At 57.9% G+C, this 22131-nt stretch carries 16 protein-coding genes; 2 read left to right on the top strand and 14 right to left on the bottom strand.

The window, feature by feature from the left end; translation table 11 throughout:
- Positions 1-635: 635 nt before the first annotated feature.
- The 3 genes from D0C27_RS19020 to D0C27_RS19010 all read right to left on the bottom strand — a co-directional run bounded on the left by D0C27_RS19020 (position 636) and on the right by D0C27_RS19010 (position 3450).
- A complete protein-coding gene (locus D0C27_RS19020; RefSeq protein WP_009464016.1) occupies positions 636-1610 on the bottom strand; it encodes a Bug family tripartite tricarboxylate transporter substrate binding protein in 975 nt (324 codons plus the stop codon).
- A 21-nt stretch (positions 1611-1631) separates the two neighbouring features.
- Positions 1632-2525 (bottom strand): MBL fold metallo-hydrolase, encoded by an 894-nt coding sequence (locus D0C27_RS19015; protein WP_035273671.1) that lies wholly within the window; start codon positions 2523-2525, stop codon positions 1632-1634.
- A gap of 178 nt (positions 2526-2703) precedes the next feature.
- Positions 2704-3450, bottom strand: coding sequence for a GntR family transcriptional regulator (locus D0C27_RS19010; protein WP_009464020.1), 747 nt, complete (start codon positions 3448-3450; stop codon positions 2704-2706).
- A gap of 195 nt (positions 3451-3645) precedes the next feature.
- Here D0C27_RS19010 and D0C27_RS19005 point away from each other — a divergent pair, with 195 nt between their 5' ends.
- Positions 3646-7254, top strand: coding sequence for a BTAD domain-containing putative transcriptional regulator (locus D0C27_RS19005; RefSeq protein WP_137431458.1), 3609 nt, complete (start codon positions 3646-3648; stop codon positions 7252-7254).
- A 92-nt stretch (positions 7255-7346) separates the two neighbouring features.
- Here D0C27_RS19005 and D0C27_RS19000 read toward each other — a convergent pair whose 3' ends face one another.
- Positions 7347-8951 (bottom strand): phospholipase D family protein, encoded by a 1605-nt coding sequence (locus tag D0C27_RS19000; protein WP_137431457.1) that lies wholly within the window; start codon positions 8949-8951, stop codon positions 7347-7349.
- A 154-nt stretch (positions 8952-9105) separates the two neighbouring features.
- Here D0C27_RS19000 and D0C27_RS18995 point away from each other — a divergent pair, with 154 nt between their 5' ends.
- The gene (locus D0C27_RS18995) at positions 9106-10029 is read left to right on the top strand and encodes an EamA family transporter (RefSeq protein ID WP_137431456.1); all 924 of its coding nucleotides are present in this window, start codon (positions 9106-9108) and stop codon (positions 10027-10029) included.
- 3 nt (positions 10030-10032) lie between these two features.
- Here the strand turns inward: D0C27_RS18995 and D0C27_RS18990 are convergent, their stop codons facing one another.
- The 10 genes from D0C27_RS18990 to D0C27_RS18945 form a co-directional block, all read right to left on the bottom strand.
- Positions 10033-11517 (bottom strand): NAD(P)H-hydrate dehydratase, encoded by a 1485-nt coding sequence (locus D0C27_RS18990; protein WP_137431455.1) that lies wholly within the window; start codon positions 11515-11517, stop codon positions 10033-10035.
- Positions 11518-11705: 188 nt separating this feature from the next.
- Positions 11706-12728, bottom strand: coding sequence for an XdhC family protein (locus D0C27_RS18985; protein WP_035273662.1), 1023 nt, complete (start codon positions 12726-12728; stop codon positions 11706-11708).
- Between the two features lie 24 nt (positions 12729-12752).
- Positions 12753-14429, bottom strand: coding sequence for a TRAP transporter large permease (locus D0C27_RS18980; protein WP_137431662.1), 1677 nt, complete (start codon positions 14427-14429; stop codon positions 12753-12755).
- Positions 14430-14440: 11 nt separating this feature from the next.
- Complete coding sequence (locus tag D0C27_RS18975; RefSeq protein WP_035273661.1) at positions 14441-15049, bottom strand: TRAP transporter small permease subunit; 609 nt, start codon at positions 15047-15049, stop codon at positions 14441-14443.
- Between the two features lie 38 nt (positions 15050-15087).
- Positions 15088-15849, bottom strand: coding sequence for an ABC transporter permease (locus D0C27_RS18970; protein WP_009464034.1), 762 nt, complete (start codon positions 15847-15849; stop codon positions 15088-15090).
- Positions 15842-16621, bottom strand: coding sequence for an ABC transporter ATP-binding protein (locus tag D0C27_RS18965; protein ID WP_009464036.1), 780 nt, complete (start codon positions 16619-16621; stop codon positions 15842-15844). The genes D0C27_RS18970 and D0C27_RS18965 overlap by 8 nt, the downstream gene beginning before the upstream one ends.
- Positions 16621-17640, bottom strand: coding sequence for an ABC transporter substrate-binding protein (locus D0C27_RS18960; RefSeq protein ID WP_137431454.1), 1020 nt, complete (start codon positions 17638-17640; stop codon positions 16621-16623). Before D0C27_RS18960 ends, D0C27_RS18965 begins: the two co-directional genes overlap by 1 nt.
- Positions 17641-17684: 44 nt before the next feature.
- Positions 17685-18872: a xanthine dehydrogenase family Fe-S subunit gene (locus D0C27_RS18955; RefSeq protein WP_083054524.1), complete on the bottom strand. Its 1188-nt coding sequence runs from the start codon at positions 18870-18872 to the stop codon at positions 17685-17687.
- A 3-nt stretch (positions 18873-18875) separates the two neighbouring features.
- Positions 18876-19712: an FAD binding domain-containing protein gene (locus D0C27_RS18950; RefSeq protein ID WP_137431453.1), complete on the bottom strand. Its 837-nt coding sequence runs from the start codon at positions 19710-19712 to the stop codon at positions 18876-18878.
- Entirely contained in the window at positions 19709-22111 is a 2403-nt protein-coding gene (locus tag D0C27_RS18945; protein WP_137431452.1) for a xanthine dehydrogenase family protein molybdopterin-binding subunit, read from the bottom strand. Before D0C27_RS18945 ends, D0C27_RS18950 begins: the two co-directional genes overlap by 4 nt.
- Between the last annotated feature and the right edge of the window lie 20 nt (positions 22112-22131).

The raw sequence follows: 22131 nt of genomic DNA, 5'->3' as shown, positions 1-22131 counted from the left end.
AGCCAAAGCCAAAGCCAAAGCCAAAGCCAAAGCCAAAGCCAAAGCCAAAAGAGTAGCGCCCCAAAACCTTAAAGCCTCCTCCAGCATCGTAAAAAAGCTACTTAATCCCCACCCCCTTTTTCCTCAACTGCAGTCACCTCGCCTATGACCCACGTACTCAAACCAAGTTCAAAACCTGTCTGAAGCGTCCCAAGAAAAACGAAACCACCGTTCAACAAGTCCAAACCATTTCTACTCTCCAGTGCTGTTTGGGCTATGTACACGATGTTGCTTGTTTTCTTGTGGGGCCCGGGTACGGCTTGGCGGGCGAGTCAGGGCTCTTGCCGCAGGCAGAGTGCTGGGGCGGGATGCAAGGGGCGTGCTGTTTGAGGAGCACGCTTGCGGTTTGTCCGGGGGACAAACCGCAAGCGTGCCTTGCCCACGCGCAGCGTGGGCAAGAGACCCGCCAAGACAAGCCGTACCCGGGCCCCACAAGAAAACTACCCGCCACCCTCACGCAAAGCCCAAACAGCACGTCCAGAAGAAAGCCTCCTCCTGTCAAAACCAGCGCCCTCCCACTTCAAACAAGCCCTCGCATACAAGGCTCGACAAAACACTCAATCCCAATCAAGCCAACCCTGTACCCAAGCGACATATCAATCCAAACTAATCCCAGCCTTAGTCACGATATCGTGCCAATAATCCGCCTCTGCAGGCAGTCCCTTCCGAAACTCCTCAGCAGAAACCTTGGACAGCAAATACCCTTGATCCAGCAGCTTGCTGCGAATAGCCGGATCAGCCAGAACCTTCTCCAAAGCCCCTTCAATCCTGCTCACGATCTCCGTCTCCGTCCCGGCAGGAACAGCCAACGCCCACCAGTTGCTGATCACCACGTCCTTGTAGCCCAACTCCTCCATCGTGGGGACATCGGGCAAAGCCGGGAAGCGCTCTGGCAAGGCCACTGCCAAGGCCTTCAAACGACCTTCAGGCAGAAAAGCCGCCCCCAAACCATAGCTACTGACAAACATCTGCACTTCATTGCTCAACAAAGCCTGAATCCCCGGCGCCGAGCCTCGGTAATGAATGCCCAACATGTCGCCCTCCAGGGCCTCGGACAACTTCCAGGCCGACAGCTCCGGCGTTGTGCCTGCTCCTGGCGTCCCGTAATTCACCTGCCCTTTACGCTGCTGAACATAATCCCGGAATTCAGCCATGTTCTTGACCGGCAAATCCCCATTCACATAAACAAAAGCCGCCGCATCCGCCACCTTGTTGATCACATACAAATCCTTGAACGGGTCATAACCCATGTTCTTGTACAAGAACTGATTGATCACAAAATTATTGGTGGCTGAAAACAGCAAGGTGTAGCCGTCCGGCTTGGAGCGCGCCACCATCTGCGTGCCAATATTGCCGCCCGCGCCGGTCTTGTAATCCGTAATTACCGTCTGCCCCAGCTCCTTCGACAGTTCGGGCTGCAAGATACGGAAAATAATGTCACCCGCCGCTCCTGGAGGGTAAGGAATCACCACTCGCACAGGGTGATCGGGATAATCTGCCCAGACCGGACCTGCCGCAGCCAGACCAAGCGCAGCCACCAGGCCCACCACCGTCTTTTTAATTGCTTGCATCTTGTCTCCCCCGCGCGCCTTTTACAGGTCTATGCGCATCAAATCCGTTGCCAAGCGCAAATCGCCTTTGTAGCTTTTGCGAATATCCCGAGCCACTTCATCCAGACGCTCCGGCCCCATCAAATCAACCGGCAAATGATTGCCCGCCGCACGTTTAATCACCGGACTGGTGGAGTCGTAATGTCCAAAATGCGTGGCCACTAAACTCTTCACATTGGCTTTACGAGCGATCTCACCCAACTGCAAAGGACTGGTATGGGCAAACGTCCCTACCCCTGACTGCGCGCGATGCTTCAGGAAAGACTCCGGAAAAGTGCACTCATGTATCAGCAGATCCGCATCCTGCGCCAGGCGAATCATGGACTCACACGGAGCTGTGTCGCCACTGAACGCCACAACCTTGCCTTCAGCCTCCATACGAATACCAAAGCAGTCCGTAATTTCGCTAGGAATGTGGTCCACCACATCAATGTAGATTTTGACGTCCTCGTCCTCGTACATCAGACCTGGCTCCACCTCGAAGACCTCGGGGCGCACCGCTTCAATATTTTTCTGACGAGCCGGATAAGCCGCACGAGCCTGAATATCCACCCGGAACGCGCCATTCTCGAAGGAATGATCCACAAAATCCTGCGTGCCTTTGGGGCCAAAAACCTTCAGCTTGCCTTCACGGTTAAAAACCCAGCTGGACAGTACAAAAAAAGGCAGACCGCAAACGTGGTCATAGTGCAGATGGCTTAAAAACACCCAAGGCACATCGGCTGGATTGATATTGGCCTTCACCATCTGACGCGTGGACCCTTCGCCGCAATCAAACAGATAATTCTTGCCATTCTCCAGCGTCACCAAAATGGACGACTGAGCACGATCGGGATCTGGCAACGCAGCGCCGGTGCCAAGCATGGTTATCTTCACGTAAAACTCCTCCAAACAATAAAAACATCCAGCACCAGAACAGTGCCTTCCCTATAAAGTCATAAAGTTCTATTTTTAGGACTTTATGGAAAAAGTGTACACCTCGCTATCCAGCGGCATAACTTGGTGTTTTTACCTAGGAGTGTCGTAAAGGCGCAGCGCGCCTGGGATGGCAGTCTTAAAGGCCGGGGGTCAGCTCGGTCTGAATGCTGAGATATTTAGCGGGATAAAAGACCTGTGCCGCATAAACCAGTTGATTTGCACGGTTCACAATCAGGCGAATTACCCGCACCACAGGCATGCCTATGTCCATATTCAAATGGCGTGCTAAATCCGCATCGGCAACCCGTACGGTCAGTGTCTGACGAATAGTATGAATCTGCTCGCGAGCCAGACGATTCAGCACCAGCAGCACTGGTTCCTGACTTAATTCCGGTTGCAAGGTCTGGGCCAGAGTATTCAACACGTAGACCGTATTCAGGCTGTAAGCCACGCCATCAGCGTAATTCACACGGCTGGTCCACCAATACTCATCGGGCAAGGACTGCCCGGTAATTTCAATGGGCAAGGCTCCCAGACCATTGCCCAGCTCCACCATGACCGAATCCAGACGCGTCAGATGTTCAATCAAGGCATCCCAATTGGTGGGCAACATCAGCCAATGGTCTTGCGCGACGTCGCCAATCACAAACGTGCCCTTGCCGCGTGTGCGCTCGATCAGGCCTTCGTGTTCCAGCTCATCCAGCGCCGCCCGCACGGTAGCGCGCGAGACGCCATACTCCTGCATCAACTCTTCCAGCGTGGGAATACGCGTGCCTACCGGCCATTCGCCACGCTCCAGGCGCGCTCGCAAGGTATATTTCACCTTGAGCGACAGAGGCAATTTGGACTGTTTGCGCAGCGATGAACGTGTGGGATCGACCATACCAAGAGGCAAGCAAGCACAGGAAAGTGACAAGTCCACATCATAGCCTGCGATGAGTTAAGCCGGAGTTATCCCAAAAAGGTTTAATCTTGAACAAGCAAAGCGTTTATTTTTGCAAAAGTTGGTAAACGAAAATTAAACGGATCGGATACATTATCCCAATCATTGCTTAACTCTTGATACGAGCCCGAGCCCATGGATGTTTTGCCTTCCTCCGCCTCGCACTTGGCCCAAATTTACCTGCTCGGTACCTACCGACTCCTGGTGAAAGGACAATGCCGCGCACAAATCATTAACTACGATAAAGCGCGTATTTTATTGTCCATGTTGGCCTTGGCCCAGGGCAAGCCGATTAGTCGCAGCCGTCTGGCTGAAACGATCTGGCATGAAGATCCCATCAGTGTGGGCCGCGCTCGTTTACGCCACGCGCTGCACGCCTTGCGCCGCGCCTTTGAGGGTTGTGATCAGGCCCTGCACATTACCAATGACACCCTGGCCCTGGACCCCAGCCACACCCAGGTGGATGTGCTCAGCCTGTTGCAACACCCCAGTCAGCCATCGCTTAACGATCTGGAGCGCCTGAACCTGTATCAAGGCCCCTTGCTAGGGCAGGTAAAACTGCACCATGGCGAGCAGTTACAGGACTGGTTGCAGGATACACAGCAAAACATTCGTCAAACTCTGTCGCAATGCCGTGACCGTTACATACAGTCTGGCCTGAGCACGCTGCCTACGCCGCAAGCAATCAGTTACCTTAAACGCTGGCTCCTGATCTGGCCAGAAGAAGAAAAACTGCATCAAGAGCTGATTCGGCTGCTGAAACAGGAAGGCCAGCATGAAGCTGCCCTGCACGCCTACGAGCAGTGCTCGGTCTTGCTGGCCGACCGCCTGGGTTGCGAACCCAGTGCCCAGACACGCAGTCTGGTGGATTTGCCGGCACGCTCGATCAGCCCTGCCAAATCCTTACCCACGATGGTCTCCCTGCGCCTGCGCCCATTGGCCGCGGTCGGCTTTTGCCTGCGCTTTGAGCCCGGTCACCGGCATGCTCGTGAGCGCGGCGGCCATCTGCTGGAACAATGTCGCCAGACCTTGCAAACCTTAATTGAACAGCATGGCGGCTGGCCCTGTGAGGCCGGTCCCAATCAGTTGATTGCCTACTTTGGCTATCCCGAGTTGCTGGAGTCACCCGTTGCGCAAGCAGCCGCATTGGCACGGGTTGCGGCAACCTTGCGCATGGATGAACACGTCAAGCTGAGCATCGCCCTCCACGCCGATCTGGCCATGGACGATCAAAGTGCTTACCCCGATCCCTGGGGCCAATTGGCACAAGTGGTGCTGCCCTTGAGCTGGGAAGCCAGCCCCGGCACACCACGTATCAGCGTGCAGGCCGCTCTGCGTCTGGACACCAAGGATGTGCAAGGCCCGCTGGGCCGCCAGAGCGAAGCGCTGTGGCTGAATCTGAGCCCTTCCGACGCAGACCCTACGCGTTTAACCAGCCGTGTCTATGGCCGCTCGCAAGAGTTCGACCATCTGGTGCAAGCCTGGTCGCATATCGGTCCCAACCGTGCCTTGCATCACATTGCCATTCACGGTCGGGCTCATATCGGCAAGAGTCTGCTGGTGCAGTCTCTGGCGGACTATGTGCAGAAAACCGCCCACCACTGCATTGTGCTCAATTGTCGTGAAGACAAGCGTCGTGTGGCCTGGCATCCGATTCGCCTCTGGCTGCACGAGCAGATTGCCGATTACCTCACCGCGCAAAACGGCAAGCAGCGCGATCCCTTCTCCGTGCAAACCTTGCAAGAGGCACTGGAAATCAGCCCCAAACAGGCCCAGTCCCTGCATCAATGGCTAAATAGCGGCCCGGACGAGCAAGACCTGAACGAGCCTTCCACGGCTCATATGGATTTATTGTTCAATTTGCTCAGCGGCCCAGGCAATTCGCCACGCCGTCGCTTGCTGATAATTGAAAACGTGCAATGGGCCGACCCGCCTACCCAGCGCCTGATCCGCTTGCTGGCGCACACGGCACCGCGTCACCCCACCTTGCTGCTGACGACCAGCCGCAAACCCGGTCATGGACTGGAACGTGCCGAGCACCTGAGCCTGCGTACACTGGATCGCTCCAGCATCAACAGCCTGTTAAGCAGCCAACGGGGGCAAAGGCTGGCGCGCGATAAACGCAGCCGCCTGGTCCGCTTAAGCGCAGGCAATCCGGGCCATGCCAACGAGCTGCTGCGCTGCCATGAGCTCAATAGTGAATGCAGCGATGCCTTGTGCCTGACTGACCTGGTCTGCACCCAGTACCACAGCCTCCTGCCCGCAACACGCCACATCCTGACCAGCATCGCCTTGCAGGCACAGCCTATTTCCATCGACGAGCTGGCTCTGATGCTGCGCCTGGAAAACACCGCCTTGAGCAGTGGACTGGACACGCTGGCAACGCTGGATCTGATCGATGTGCATGACAAGCATGTCTCCTGTCTGCCGCTGGTCTCCCAGGCACTGGAACGTGTGGCGATGCAGGAAGAACTGCGTCAGGCCCACTACGCCATCGCCCAGCACGGCATACGCCGCCGTCACGCGCCCGAGTACATTGCCCTGCATCTGTGCGAAGCGGAAAGTCCGGAAGCCGCCTTCTGGTGGCAGCGTGCGGCCCGCGAAGCGCTGGCACAGGACGACCTGCGCCAGGCCAGCCAATACCTGCAGCGCTCCTTGAACCGCAGCGAATTGATTGAAGATTTGCAGGTTCGCCAAACCCTGCAATTTGAATGTCGCATGTTGCAAGGCGCGATTGAGTCCTCGTTGTACGGCCCCGCCTCCGCCTCTACGGCCATGGCCTACGAGCTGGGCCATGAGCTGCATGACGAGCATGACTCGGATCAGGTCATGATCAGCTTGTGGACAGCCTGGACAGCCTTTCAAGCCCAGGGCAATTTCGAGCAAGCCCTGCAAAAAGCGCGCCAGTTACTGGCTCTGGCCAATGAAACTAGCCACGATCAGAACCGCAGCTGGGCCTTGTACGCCATTGGTCAGCACGAGCTGTGGAAAGGGAATGTCACCAATGCCATTCAGACGCTGAACCTGAGCCTGGCCGTCTTTGATGACTTGAAGGAGCAGAACGGTCGTCAGGCCATTGCCGAGCACTTTCCTCAGTCCATTACCTTTGGAACCCTGAGCGTCGCCCTGGCCTTAAAAGGCAATATGGATGCCGCTCAGCAGCATGTCCATCTGGCCTTGCAATCCTTGCGTGTGGATACCGCTTTTTCACTACGCGCCATTACGCACTTGTTCGTCATGCAGGCCTACTACCTGATGGAACAGCTGGAAGACTGTCAGCAAGTGGCCGAGCTGTCCTTGCAAGAGCTGCAAAAATCGCATAACCCCGAGCCCTGGTCTGCACTTAGTCGCTCTTACCTGCACTATTGCCAAGTGATGTTGCAAGGCCGAGAAACCAGCCTGCAGTCCCTGCTCGATTGCGTACAGATCGCCCAGTACGGTCTACCCATCAGCACCGATGGCCTGATGAGCCGCATTGCTCGCGCCATGATACGTCTGGGTCGCAGCAATGAAGCCATGCCCTGGCTGGACAAGGCTGCCGCTCAAGGTCTGCGTTATGACACCAATAGTCTGGGCACCGAGCTGCACTGTGTGCGCGGAGACGCCTGGATGGCGCTGGGAGAGAACGCACAAGCCTTGCAGGAGTGGAATCTGGCCGAGCAACACATGGAAAAACATGGCTTGCATCGCTACGCAGACTGGATTCAGACACGCCGACAGGCTGTGCAAAAGCTCAAGGTCTAGTCAATAAAACCAGTAACGACAAGAAAATGCCCCCAAGGATCAAGCTGACTCCTTGGGGGCATTTCAGATCCGCTACCGATAATTGAATCGGCTTAAAGCAGCCACTCGATCGGCAGGATAGACAAGACGCCTACCCCGGCTCGACGCCAGATACTGGCATTCGGCTCGGAGGTGAAAAAGCGCTGGGTGCCGTCTTCGTTCAACTGAATCCACACCAGATCACCCTTTTCATCCAGTTCTACACGATAACTGCGGTAAGGCAGGACGTCCTCAAAACTCTTAGACAGGGCTTGCGCCATTTCGGGGCTCTCGATAATAAAGCCCAGCTCCGTATTCAAATTGACCGAACGCGGATCGAAATTAAAAGAGCCCACAAACAGGCGCTTACCGTCTACCGCAAAGGTCTTGGCATGCAGGGCCGAACCCGAGCTACCAAAAGGCCCGGAGCCGTGACGCGTAGGCTTGTCCATGGTGGGCCGCAGCTCCAGTAACTGCACCCCGGCTTCCAACAAGGCTTTACGTCGTTTCGCATAGCCTGCATGTACGGCCGTCACGTCCGTTGCAGCCAGGGAATTGGTCAGGATACGGACCTTCATGCCAGGTCGCTTCATCATGTCCTCAAAGGCCCGTACACCTGCAGCGGTAGGCACAAAGTACGAGGACACTAGGTCCACCTGGCTGGTGGGCTTGCCCAGCACATGGTCCATTTGCCAGACCATCAATTGCTCCGGGTTGACCGGGCCCAAGGCCTTGGCCGGATCATCACTGATCATGGTGGTCCGCGCCCACTGGAAATCCAGCTCACCACGCACCAAATGGCTGACCAGGTCCGACTCACGCAGCACCTGCTGGTAATCCTTGGCGCGTGGTTGCGCTTCGGCTTCCTGCAACTTGGCCTGAAACTTCATCAGAGCTTCCGAACCACCCGTTTTGATCAGGCTGTCCACCGGATAGGCCGATTGACTGGCCCAGTAACGGTCAAAATCCTTGGAGACGTCCTGCACCACCGCGCCAATCGCCATCACATCCAGATCCGCAAACAAGACGTCCTGAGTCGCACCGAAGTACTCATCGCCTACATTGCGCCCACCAATAATGGTGACCTGGTTATCCACGGTAAAAGACTTGTTGTGCATGCGCCGGTTCAGACGGGAAAAGTCCGTCAGAAAACCCAGAGGTTTGGGCCAGCGCAGCACAAAGGGGTTGAACAGCCGTACCTCGACATTGGGGTGAGCGTTCAGAGCGGCCAAGATATCGTCCAGCCCGGTGATGCCGTTGTCATCAATCAACAAGCGCACACGCACGCCACGTTCGGCAGCCTGCAATAAGGTGCCCAGCATCAAGGTGCCGGTGGTGTCGCCCCGCCAGATGTAATACTGCACATCCAGCGTTTTTTGAGCGGCAAAGGCCAACAAGGCACGGGCAGCATAGGCATCGTGCGGATCGAACAAGGGATAAATGCCTGTCAGACCGGGATGCTCCTGGGCCATGGGGGCCACAGCCTGGCCAATCATGGTCTCCTTGGCCTGATCCAGCGGCAAAGCCTCACTTTGGCTACGTCCTTCCAGCGAAGGCAGGGCACAGCCTGTCAGGCTAGCCAGCAAGGCCCCACCCGCCATCAAGCTGCGCCAGAAAAAGGACGGCGCTTGTCCCGTAGAACGAGGAATCGTCGGCTTTTTAGCGGGGTCGATTTTCATGAAGGCATCTCTGTGGACATGGACATCGCTCAACATAGTAGCACCGCCCTCGGGACCAAGCCTGGGCATGTTTCGCAATCAATACTTGCAGCAAGTGACGGGGCGGACAACAATAAAGCATCCGCCCATTCTTTAAACTTGAAATAAAAGTAGCATGCCCCCCGCAACATCCCCTGCCTTACTGCCCCGTCACCTTGCCATTATGTTGCTGTTAATGCTGGGCAGCTCCTTCGCCGCCAACCATATCGCGGCCAAAGTGGCGCTGGACCATGGCACCGGGCTGATCATCTCGGTTATTTTTCGCTCGGCCGCGGCCACCCTGGCCTTGAGCATGCTGCTGATCTGGCGCAACCAAGCCCTGTATGTGCCCCGTCAGTATCTGGGCTGGCAACTGATGCTGGGCGGGCTGATCACCATGCAGTGCATGCTGATTTATTCCTCCATTGCCCGTATCCCCGTCGCCTTGGCCTTGCTGGTGGCCAATATGTACCCGATTCTGCTGGCGCTACTGACCTGGATACTGGGCGGGCACAAACCCACGCGCAAAACCTCCATCATCATGGTGGCAATTCTGGTCGGCCTCTTGTTGGCACTGGACGCTCCCAGTCTGATCAAGGGCGCAACGCTGGATGGGCAGTGGGTCCTGGGCGTGGTGTGCAGCCTGCTGACCGCCCTGACCTTTGCGATTGGCCTGTGGATTACAGAAAATAAACTGGCACCCTTGCCCGGCCTGGTACGCAGTTTCTGTACCATCAGCCAAACTTTGGTCTGCCTGATTGCACTTAGCCCTCTGGGACTGCTGCCCGGTGGCTCTTCCCTGCCCCACGACGCTGTAGGCTGGATTGCCCTGTCGCTGGTCTGTGTGCTGTACACCACGGGCTTTGTGACCCTGTTTGTGCTGGCTCCCCGCCTGGACATGACACGCAATGCGCCCTTCATGAATATGGAGCCGGTGGCCTCGCTGATTCTGGGCTGGCTGATTCTGAAACAAACCTTGAACTCCACCCAATTGCTGGGTGGCGCGGTGGTGCTGAGCGGGATTGTGGCATTGGCCTACCAGCGCGCCCCACGCAAGTAAGTCTCAGGCTCTGGACAGAAGGCGCTGCCAAACACGGGGCAGCACCTCTATCAAATCCTCCGGAATCAGTCCGGGACCAAACTCCAGGGCGGCCTGTGAATGCAGCCAGACAGCCGCCCCCGCCGCTTCAAAAGCAGGCATGCCTTGGGTCAACAAGCCACAGACCAGACCCGCCAATACATCCCCGCTGCCCCCGGTGGCCAACCACGGCGGTGCGCAGGCATTGATCAAGGCCCGCCCATCGGGCGCGGCAATAACAGTATCTGCTCCCTTCAACACCAGCACGGCACCACATTGGGTAGCAGCCAGTCGTGCCGCTTCCAGACGATCAGGCGCTTCCTCAAAAACGCGGGCAAACTCGCCCGCGTGAGGAGTCAATACGCACTGCTCATGCAAGGCATCCCATAACTCCTGGGGCTGTGCTGCAAAGCTGCTGATGGCATCCGCATCCAGAACACAAGGTCGCCCCGTTGCCAGCAAAGCCAAAGTCAGGCGACGGGTTTGCTCACCCAATCCCGCACCCGGCCCCACCAGCCAGGCGCGAATGCGCTCGTCCGTGGTCAAAGTGTCATCCAAGGGGGCCACCATGATGCTGTCCAGCGCACCGGCGTACACCGACCAGACCGAGGGCGGCACAGCCATGCTGACCAGTCCGGCTCCTGCGCGTTGTGCTGCACGAGCCGCCAGACGGCTGGCTCCGGTCATCCGTTCGCCCCCGACCACCAAAGCGTGCCCACGCGTGTATTTATGGCTCTGGGCGCCCAACTGCGGCAGATGAGCCTGCCACAAGGCAGGTTCATTCAACCAGGTATTGGCCTCTTGCAAGGCCGGCGCTGGCATACCGATTTCGGCCAGCTCAAGCTTGCCGCACAAGGCACGGCCCGGATACAGCACATGGCCCGGCTTGTAGCGCACAAAGCTGACTGTCACCGTGGCAGGGGCGACCACACCGCGCACCTGCCCGCTGGCCCCATCCAGGCCCGATGGCACGTCAATGGCACATACAGGAACCTTGGAAGCCGCCAAAGCCTGAATCAAGGCAGCTGTCTCGCCCTCTACATCACGATCCAGGCCTGCTCCCAGCAAACCATCCATCACCACGGAAAAACGTCGAAAGTCCGGACACTGACTTTCCCAGCGACCCTGCCATTGCGTTTGCGCCCAGGCAGCCGTTCCCTGCCGCACAGACGGGTCCACCAGGCTGAACACGGAAACCACCCGCCCCTGCTCGCGCAGAATCTGCGCCGCCACCAGAGCATCTCCACCGTTATTACCCGGCCCGCACAAGAACAGCACCGCTCCTTGCGGCCAGTGGCGCTGCACGGTACGCGCCACCGCACTGGCAGCGGCCTGCATCAATTGCTCGATGGATACCCCGAAAGCCGGAGCGGCTGCATCCATGCTGGCGCACTGTGCCGGACTGTACAGGGCCTGTTTTCCGGGCGCGGCACTCAGGGGCAAAAAACCATATTGGGACACAAAGGGCATGGCAGGCTCACAAAGGCAGAAATCAAAACGTCCCTACGCTGCACGGGCTGGTCACCCGCTGGCGGCCTGCTGAAAACAGAAGGCGTCAGGTCCTGGGCGGCCCGGAGACAAAAAAAGAACGGGTCGCCGCCCGTTCTCTTATCTTAGTGCGAAAAGTCTGAATGCAGAACTGTCGCAACAGCCACCACCTAGGCCGACGGCTGTTCTTGTCTATCCTTGACAGAGCCGACGGACAGCTCACGCGGTACCTCCACCCCGTTCTTGATCGCAATGATCTCGGCCATGATGCTGACGGCAATCTCTGCCGGGGTCTTGCTACCTATATACAAGCCAATCGGACCTTTGAGCTTGTCGATTTCCTCGGCCGTCAGATCAAAGTGCTCGGCCAGGCGTTCGCGCCGGCTCTGGTTATTACGTCGCGAACCAATCGCCCCCACATAAAAGGCACTGCTCTTGAGCGCCTCCAGCAAGGCCATATCGTCCAGCTTGGGATCGTGCGTCAGGGCCACAATGGCCGTACGCCGATCCGGCACGCAGGCAATGACCTCATCATCCGGCATGCCCTTAACTACACGCGCACCCGCTACGCTCCAGCCTTGAATATGCTCGCTGCGCGGATCGCAGACCGTCACATCAAAGCCGTTGAACAAGGCAATGGTCGCCACGTACTCGGACAGTTGCCCACCACCGATCAGCAAGAGCCGATAGGACGGGCCAAAAGTCACCGACAGGCTGTCCTGACTTAAATGCAAGGCAGCCGGAACGCGGGTGGCACTGCCCCAGGCACGGCCAGTTTGCAGATCCACATGACGTTGCACCAGATGGCGCTGCTCCAACAAGCTCAGCAATTCCGACAGGGCTTGCGGGCAGGGATTGAACTCCACCAGCAAACGGATCGTTCCACCACAAGGCAGGCCAAAGCGATGCGCCTCATCCGCGCTGACGCCATACGTCAGCATCTGAGGACAGCCATCGCCATGCAGGCGCCTATCCGCCCCTGCGGGGTCGTGATAGGCACGGATCAGGTCGTCCTCGATACAACCACCCGAGACCGACCCGACCACCGCCCCACCTTTTTCCAGAGCCATGATGGATCCCTCTGGACGGGGGGACGAGCCCCAGGTCTGCACAACCGTAACCAAAATGGCATCACGTCCTTGTGCGCGCCACTCGTGCAACTGGCGCAATACCCTGACATCCAGGCTCTCCATATGTGTCTCCAGTCTTTCCTGTGTTTATTTGAATACCGGCATACCGCCACCCTCGCCCGAATCATCAAACGGATTCAGGTCGGCACCGTACTCGTCCTGCATGTCGATCGTGACTGTATTGGGATCAACTTGGGCGCCCGTTCCCTTGTAATGCGTCACCATGCCAGGGAACAACAGCACCACAGCAATCATCACGATCTGGATACAAATAAACGGTACGGAGCCCCAGTAAATGTCGCCTGTGGCCACACCCGGAATCTTTTTCTTGGTCACTTTATCGATGTAATCATCCTTGGGCGCCACCGAGCGTAAATAAAATAGTGAGAAGCCAAATGGTGGATGCATAAAGGATGTTTGCATATTAACGGCTAAGAGCACGCCAAACCAGATTAAATCAATGCCCATCTTGTCGGCCACCGGCCCCAGCAAAGGCACGATGATGAACGCCAGCTCGAAGAAATCCAGGAAAAAGGCCAGTACAAACACCAGCACACTGACCAGAATCAGGAAGCCATATTCGCCGCCAGGCAGGTCAATCAGCAGGTGCTCCACCCACAAGTCGCCATCCACGCCACGGAAAGTCAGCGAGAAGATGGTGGAACCGATCAGAATGAACATCACGAAGCAGGACAGCTTGGTCGTGGTATCCATGGCTTGCTTGAGCAAATCAGTGCTCAAACGACGACGGCTGACCGCCATCAGAATGGCACCGACTGCGCCCATCGCACCGCCTTCCGTGGGGGTGGCAATACCCAGGAAAATCGTGCCCAGCACCAGAAAGATCAGGCCCAGGGGCGGGATCATCACAAACACCACGCGTTCTGCCAGCACCGACAGCAAGCCCAGCTTCAGCCATTTGTTGATCAGGGCCAACACGAACGCCACACCACCAACCAGCAAGATGCAGATAATGACTTTCTCATCTACAGGGCCGTTGGGATCAACCCAAAATTCGTCCAAGATATAACCGGCCACCAGCGAGATCAGCAGCAGCACACACAAGGAGCGCGCACCCGAACGGCCATTGGCCTCCGAATAACTGCGATGTTCGGCAGGAATCGGTGGCACATCCTTGGGACGCAGCACGGCCAGAATCAGGATGTAAAGCAGATAAGCGCCTGTCAGCACCAGACCAGGCACCATGGCACCGCGGTACATATCGCCTACCGAACGGCCCAACTGGTCAGCCAGCACAATCAGCACCAGCGACGGCGGAATAATCTGCGACAAGGTGCCTGAAGCGGCAATCACACCCGTGGCCAGTCTGCGGCTATAACCGTAGCGCAACATGATGGGCAAGGAGATCAGGCCCATGGAGATCACCGAGGCTGACACCACACCTGTGGTTGCAGCCAGCATGGCACCCACAAACACCACGGCAATGGCCAGACCACCAGGCATGGAACCAAACAGCTGACCAATCGTATCGAGCAGGTCTTCTGCCATGCCGGAGCGTTCCAGAATCAGCCCCATGAAGGTAAAGAAGGGAATGGCCAGCAAAGTATCGTTGGCCATGATGCCAAACACACGCAGCGGCAGCGCCTGGAACAGGGACCAGTTGAACAGGCCCATTTCCACACCGATCAGACCGAACACCATACCGTTGGCGGCCAGCGCAAAGGCAACCGGAAAGCCCAGCAGCAAGAAAACAATCAGTGACGCAAACATCACTGGCGCCATATTGGCGACAAATAAATCCATCATGATCTGGTTCAGCCTTTGTGTTGATGCGCTAACTTGGCCTCGGCTTGCCGAGCAATTTCTTCAGCCAGCAGCTCTTCGGGCGATTTTTCCTGCAACTTCTTGTTGGGGTTGGGGCAGGCACCGCGCAAGAAACCAATGCACTTGATCAGGTGCGAGATCCCCTGCAAGGAAATCAGGGCAAAACCGATGGGAATAATCAATTTGGCGGGCCAGCGAATCAGGCCGCCGGAATTAGAGGACACTTCCTGAGTCAGATAGGAGTCCATGAACACCGGCCAGGACAAGGCCATGATGGCAATACAGGCCGGCAGCATGAACAGCACCACACACGCGGCTTCGATCACAATCTGCTTGCGCTCGGACAGGCGTGAGGCCAGCACGTCCACACGCACGTGCTCATTGCGCAAGAAGGTATAGCCGCCCGTCAGCAGGAACAAGGCGCCAAACAAATACCACTGCACCTCCAGCCAGGCATTGGAGCTGGAGTCAAAGAACTTGCGCGCGATGGCGTTATAAGAGCTGATCACGACAACCAGCAAAACCACCCACATGACCACCCGGCCACATAGCTGATTCAGGCTGTCGATCGCCCTGGATAGTTTGAGTAAAGATTGCATCAATCCCCCAGATTTTCTGCGTTGAAGTTAGTTGGAATCTAATGAGACCGAAAACGGGTGGCGCGCTTTTCGACTGCATCCAGCAGGAAGTACAGCGCCAGTCCCATGACGGCCAGAATGAACAGGGCGGAGAACACCCGCACCGTGTCGAACACCCCTTGGGCGCTCATGATCACAAAGCCCAGGCCACGCTGGGAGGACACGAACTCGCCCACAATAGCCCCTACCAAAGCCAGGGACAGAGCCACTTTCAGGCCCGCCATGATCGATGGCAGCGCAGAGGGCAGGCGCACTTTGAAAAACAGGGCAACCGGCCCGCCTTTCAAAACCCGGCCCAGGTCCAGAATGTCGGGCGAGACCGAGCGCAAGCCTTGCACCGTATCCACAATCACGGCAAAGACGGCGATCAGAAAAGCAATGGCCACCTTGGGCTCGTAGCCGGTACCCATCCAGACCACGAACAGCGGTGCCAAAGCCACTTTGGGAATGCTGTTGAAACCCACAATCAGGGGATAGCAAAAACGCTCGAAGAGCGGTGAACCCACGAGGGCGACGGCAATCAGCACGCCGCCTACGGCGGCCAATACAAATCCAGCCAGCGTGATGCCGAGCGTGTATAACGCTTGACCCATGTACCAACCCAGTTCGCCATACAAATCCTCCAGAATCAGCGAGGGGCGCGGCAAAATCACTTCCCGCACCTGACCCAGCCAACAAATTAATTCCCATGCCAACAGCACCACGACGGTAGAGACCACGCCCGCCAACCAGCTGGGCATGGAACGCAAGGCTTTATTCATGGCTGTCTCCTGCACCATCGGCAATGCCGAACAATTGACGGATATGAGCGACATGCCGGCCGAACTCCGGGGTCTCGCGCAAGGACAGCGGGCGCGGACGAGGAAAGTCGATCTTGATCTGCTCCAGAATGCGGCCTGGACGGGACGAGAACACCAGCACGGTATCGCCCAGGAAAACGGCTTCGGCAATGCCGTGCGTCACAAACAAGGTAGTGTTGCCCGTTTTCATCCAGATGCGCTGCAATTCGGCGTTCATGTTGTCGCGCGTCAGTGCATCCAGCGCACCGAAAGGCTCATCCATCAACAGCAGGCGCGGATCATCCACCAAAGCACGGCAAATGGAGGCCCGCTGGCGCATGCCTCCAGACAACTGGCGTGGATAGCTGTCGGCAAACTGAGACAGGCCGGTCAAGGCCAGCAATTGATCCACCTTGTCCAGATAATCGGCCGTGCGCTTGCCGGCAAACTCCAAAGGCAAAAGAATGTTGTCGCGTATGCTGCGCCACTCCAGCAAGGCATCGCGCTGGAACACCATGCCCACCTGGTCGGGCGGGCCGCTGACGGGTTGCTGGTCTACCGTCAGGGAGCCGCTGCTGATGTTTTCCAGCCCGGCCACGCAACGCAGGAAGGTGCTTTTCCCGCAGCCGCTGGGGCCCAGAATGCTGATGAACTGGCCTGGTTGAATATCGACATTGATGCCGTCCAGCGCCAGCACATCACGCGCGCCCTCAAAGCGCTTGCGCACATCTTGAGAAAGTACCCGCGCCGCCATTACTTCAGCTCCAGACTGCTCAGGGATTGCGGGGTGACCACGCCGGACTGGTAATAGTCCGTGGCCTTCTGACCGGCAGGAATCAGCTCTACCCGTTCCAGCGTGGCAACTGTCTTGTCCCAGTCCGCAGGCTGGTTCACGCCGATACTGCCTTGCTCCACAGCCGGGCCAAAGTAGGTTTTAAGAATGTTCAGCTGGTCCAGCAAAATGGCTTTGTCCAAACGCGCATTGGGGCGTTGCGCCACAATCGCATCCACCGCTTCTTGTTCGTGACCGCTGTAAATGTAGTTCCAGGACTTGGCCACCACATTGGAGAAAGTCGCCAGCTCCTGTCCCCGGCTGGCTAGCTTGGCTTCGCTGGTGAACAGGCCAAAGCTGACCATATCCAGGCCGTGCTGGGCGAAAGGAATGGCATTGGAGGCGCGCTGACGCGACACCGAAGCCAGTACAAATGGAATGGTGGAGATCACGGCATCAGCCCGCCCCACCGCATAGGTCGCTGCCTTGCCAGCCGCATCCACACTCAGCAGATCCACATCACTGCGACGCAAGCCGCCCGCCGCCAGAAACGCATCGACAAAAGGCGCTTCCAGAGAACCGGCGGTATAGGCGATCTTGCGTCCCTTCAAACCCTCCGGCCCGCTAATACCCGAATCCTTGGGCACCAACACGCCGATATCGCTGGACGTGGCAAAGGTGGCCAGCCCTTTGACTGGCAAGCCTTTGCTGCGTGCAATCACCATGGAGGCCAGCGCTGCCTGGCCCACATCAAAGCGATCACTGCCACCCACGATCTGCACCGCCGTGACAGAACCGTTGCCATCTTCCAGCCGTACATCCAGGCCAGCCTGCTTGAACCAGCCCTTTTCCACGGCCAGATGAAACGGTGCATGGACGGCCCAAGGGGTCCAGTCCAGCTTTACATTCAAGGGCTCGGCTGCCGCCCCCCAGGTGCTCAACAAGAAGGTGGCCCCGATTGCGAGGCGCACACGTCCCCCCAAAGCTTTACGCTCCGTCATCTCCTTACCCCCGTTTTATTTATCGTCTTGCGTCGTCTATGCGCTTATGAGCGCCGGAAAAGTCCCTTGAAGCGGTCCCACAAAATGCTGAAGAACATCTTGACCGGATTGAACTCGGCCACCACCGGCTCTTCGCCTTCGGCCAGCGGTTTTTCCAGGCGCAGGTTCACGTTCTTGCCGAACTCCGCAATCATGCGGCGCACGAAATCCTGAACCAGCCCGGAGCGCGAAAACTGCGCCAGTGGCCCTTGCAGCGAATACACCAGCTCCACTTCCACGCGGCTGCGCGCTTCGCCATCCGGATTGACCTGAAAGCTGACATCGCCACGGGCACGCGATTGGCTCAAGGAGTCCACGCCCTCACCGCGCAGCACGGCAGCACGGCGTTCGTTATCCTCTTCCAACGTGGCATTACCCTTGAAGGCAGCCGACATGGGGCCAAATTTGATGGCGATCTTGCCCTGTACCGTGGCCCCTTCCTGGGACTCGATAATCGCGCCGGGCAGACAGCCCGCCACTTTGGGCAAATCCTTCATGAAAGCCCAAACCTGATCGGCCGGGAAACGGGCATCGAAACCACCTTGAATGGCCTGACCCTTGCCCTTGTCGGCACTGCCGGACGCGGCAGGTGCAGCAGCGGCCACCGGAGCGGGCGTCTGCACTTCTTCCTGTACCGCTTCAAAAGTCGTAAAGCCGTTCTGGTTCCAGTCTTGCTGCACGTTCTGCACCACGGCAGCGCGCAAGGCTTCTACCTGGGCATCGGGCTGATCGCGCAGGGCTTGCAGCACGGACAGAATGGCGGCTGTAATGCCTTGATAGCCGGTGCAGCGACAAATATTGCCGGACAACTCAATACGCACACGGGCTTCGTCTGCATCGGGCAAACGCAGCACGATGTCGCGGCTGGTCGCCAACATGCCAGGCGTACAGAAGCCGCATTGCAAGGCGTGTTTTTCCGAGAAAGCCGTACGTAGACGGCTCATGATCGGATCGTCGTCGTAGCCTTCTACGGTGGTGACTTCGTGGCCATCACAAGCACCGGCAAAAGTGATGCAGGAGCGCACTGGACGGCCATCCACCAGCACCGTACATGCGCCGCACACACCGTGTTCACAGCTCAGGTTGGTGCCGGTCAAACGGCTTTTCTCGCGGATGAAATCACCCAGATGGGTGCGCGGTTCGGCCTCGTGCTTTTGCTGACGGCCGTTAACTTGAATCGAGATTTCTGCCATGTCTTAACCTTTCACACCCAGCGCTTGCTTCAGGCTGCGCTCTACTACCGTACGGAACAGCACCTGATGAGCTTCATCCCGTTGTGCCAGATACGGCTGCAAGGCCGCTGCAATCGTGTCCCCTTCCAGGACGGCGGCCCCTTGTGCAGCCACGTGCACGGCCAGCTCGGGCAAGGAGCGCGGGGCGCCTTCCATGGCACCAATCACTACGCGCGCCGTGCGGGTGGCCGGGTCGAAATAGCAGGCACAACTGGCATCGGCAAACTCGCCCACTTTGCGGGTAAATTTGTAATAACCCCAACGGGCCGAACCGGACACTTCAGGTACATCCACAGACTCGATGAACTCACCGGCTTCCAGCACCGTGGTGTAGGCAGCCAGCATGAATTCGCTCATGGGAACCGTACGGCTGCCTTGGGTTCCACGCACATTGATGCGTGCGCCCAGGGCGGCACAGGTCAGCACCCAGTCTGCCGCCGGGTCCGCATGGGCCAGGCTGCCACCCAAGGTGCCGCGATTACGCACACCCCGGTAAGCAATGCGGCCTGCCACTTTCTGCATCATGTGGCCGCGCAGCAGTTCGTGAATGCCATCTTCAATCTGGGCGTGAGTCACAGCAGCGCCGATACGCACTTGCCCTTTATTGGCCGTTACCTGTCGCAGCTCGGGCACTGCCGACACATCCAGCACTCGAGCAGGGCGCACCAGACGCAGATTCAACATGGGGCCCAGGGACTGGCTGCCACCCATCAAGCGCACGGCGGAAGGGTCGCTGCCATAAGCGTCCTGGATCTGTTTCAGGCTCTGGGCCTGTTCATACTCAAACTTGGCGGCCTTCATGCCTGAACCTCCGACACGGGCTGTTTATCTTGCTGATTGGCGGGCTGTGCTGCAGCGCGAATGGCGCTTAGCAGTCGATGCGGTGTCACGGGCGTGTGCGAGACCTGTGCTCCCGTAGAGCGCAAGGCATTATTAATGGCGGACATGATGGCGGCAGGAGGGGCAATCGCTCCGCCCTCGCCCATGCCCTTGGCACCAAACTCGGTATTGGGCGATGGGCTTTCCATGTGTTCGATATGAATATTGGGCACCTCGCAGGCACCGGGCATGACGTAGTCTGCCAGGGTCGATGCCAGCGGCTGAGCAAACTCGTCGTAAGGCATTTCTTCGTACAAGGCGGTGCCGATCCCCTGGGCAATCCCGCCTATGGTCTGGCCTTCCACAATCATGGGGTTGATCATGACGCCGCAATCTTCCACCACCACGTACTTGAGCACTTCCACCCCGCCAGTCTTTGGATCAACAGCCACCACCACGGCATTGCTGGCGTAGGTGAAGCTGCCGGTATCGACTTTGGGTTTGTAGCCTACGGATAGCTCCAGACCTTGCGGGTCCACGTCCTCGGGCAAATGCTGCGGATTGATGTACCAGGCATCCGCCACTTGGGCGATGCTGATTTGACGGCCCTCGGCACTGAACATATCGCCTTGATGCTGCATGCTGTCCACATCGGCTTTCAGCATATGCGCGGCAATCTTGCGCACGCGCGGCAGCAGCTCTTTACAGGCCTTCGATACCGCTCCGCCAGACATCACCAGGGAGCGCGAGGCATACGTGCCGGTAGAGAATGGCGTACGGCCCGTATCGCCGTGCACCACTTTGATCTTGGCCACGGGAATACCCAGAATTTCGCTGGCGATCTGGGCAAACGAGGTTTCCATACCCTGGCCGTGCGAGTGCACACCCACACGCACTTCCAGCCCACCGTCCGGGGTCATGCGTACAAAAGCCTGATCAAAACCCGGAATCACCGCAGTGCCCCAACTGGCGAACACGGACGTACCGTGTGCGGACTGCTCGGTATAAGAAGCCACACCCAGACCAATCAGGCGACCATCGGGCTCACCCTTGGCCTGACGAGCCAGCACAGCCTCCACATCCACCGCAGCCAGAGCGCGGCGCAGGCTTTCTGGATAGTTGCCCGAGTCGTAGTGCTTGTTGGCCACGTTGACGTAAGGCATTTGCTCGCCTTGCACCAGGTTCATCAAGCGAATTTCCCAGGAGGGCTTGCCGACCGCCAGGGCGATCTGATCCATCATCTGTTCAATGGCCAGGCAGACACCCGTACGGGCAACGCCGCGGTACGGCATGAAGCCTGGTTTGTTGGTGCTCACACCGCGTGTGCGGCAGCGGTAGCCACGAAAATCGTAAGGACCGGGCAAGTTGCCCAGGGCCTGGCCTACTTCCAAACCCACGGTAAAGGGCCAGACCGAGTAAGCGCCACCATCAATATCAATTTCAGCATCCAGCGCCAGCAGGCGGCCTTCATTGCTGATGTGCGCTTTCAGGCGGTATTGGTGTTCACGGGTATTGGCGCCAGCAATCAAGTGCTCACGGCGGTCTTCCATGAAACGAAAGGGCTTGCGGAAGGTCTTGGCCAACCAGGCCACGCACAGCTCTTCCTGATGCAGCACGCATTTATAACCAAAGGCGCCGCCCACATCGGGGGAAATCACACGAACCTGCGCCTGATCCATACCCAGGAACTGGGCAATGCCAGTGCGGTGCATATGCGGAATCTGACTGCCGCAATACACCACCAGTTGATCGGCCTGGAAATCCCAATAGGCCAGAACGGCCTTGCCTTCCATCGGCAACATGCACTGACGTGACAGGCTGACCGAGTGCTCGATCACGCGATCGGCACGGGCGGCATGCTCTTCAAAGGCCACGTCCGAGCGCAGTGTCACAAACACATTATCCTGCCAGCCTTCATGCAGCAGATCACCCTGCGCGGCCAGCGAGGCCGGCACACTGCCGTAAACCGGCAGTTCGTCGTACAGCGCTTCAATCTCCTCCAGAACGTCCTCGGCCACGGCGCGGCTTTCACCAAAGGCCATGGCAACCGGCTCGCCCACATAACGCACACTGCCCGAGGCCAGCGGCGGCATGCTGGAGGCCTGGTAACTGGGCAAAGTGGAAGCGGCGTAAATATCCAGACAGTCCGGCATATCGGCGCGGGTAATAACCTGCGCACGTGCGCTGTCTTCAATATTGATCTGACGGATTCGGGCATGCGCCATGGGGCTGCGCAGGAAGGCGACTTCCTGCAGCCCTGGCATGGTCATGTTTCCGATGAAGTTGCCCCGGCCATTGAGATGGCGCGCATCCTCCTTGCGAAGAATACGCGCACCCACTCCTTGGCCACCCAGGCTTGACGGGTGACTGTGCTGACTCATTTCACTACCTTAAGAATGTG

The sequence above is a fragment of the Alcaligenes faecalis genome (assembly GCF_005311025.1).
Classification (GTDB): domain Bacteria; phylum Pseudomonadota; class Gammaproteobacteria; order Burkholderiales; family Burkholderiaceae_B; genus Alcaligenes; species Alcaligenes phenolicus.
The sequence above is the reverse complement of the archived record's forward strand: the minus strand, read 5'-3'. Positions and strand labels throughout refer to the sequence as shown.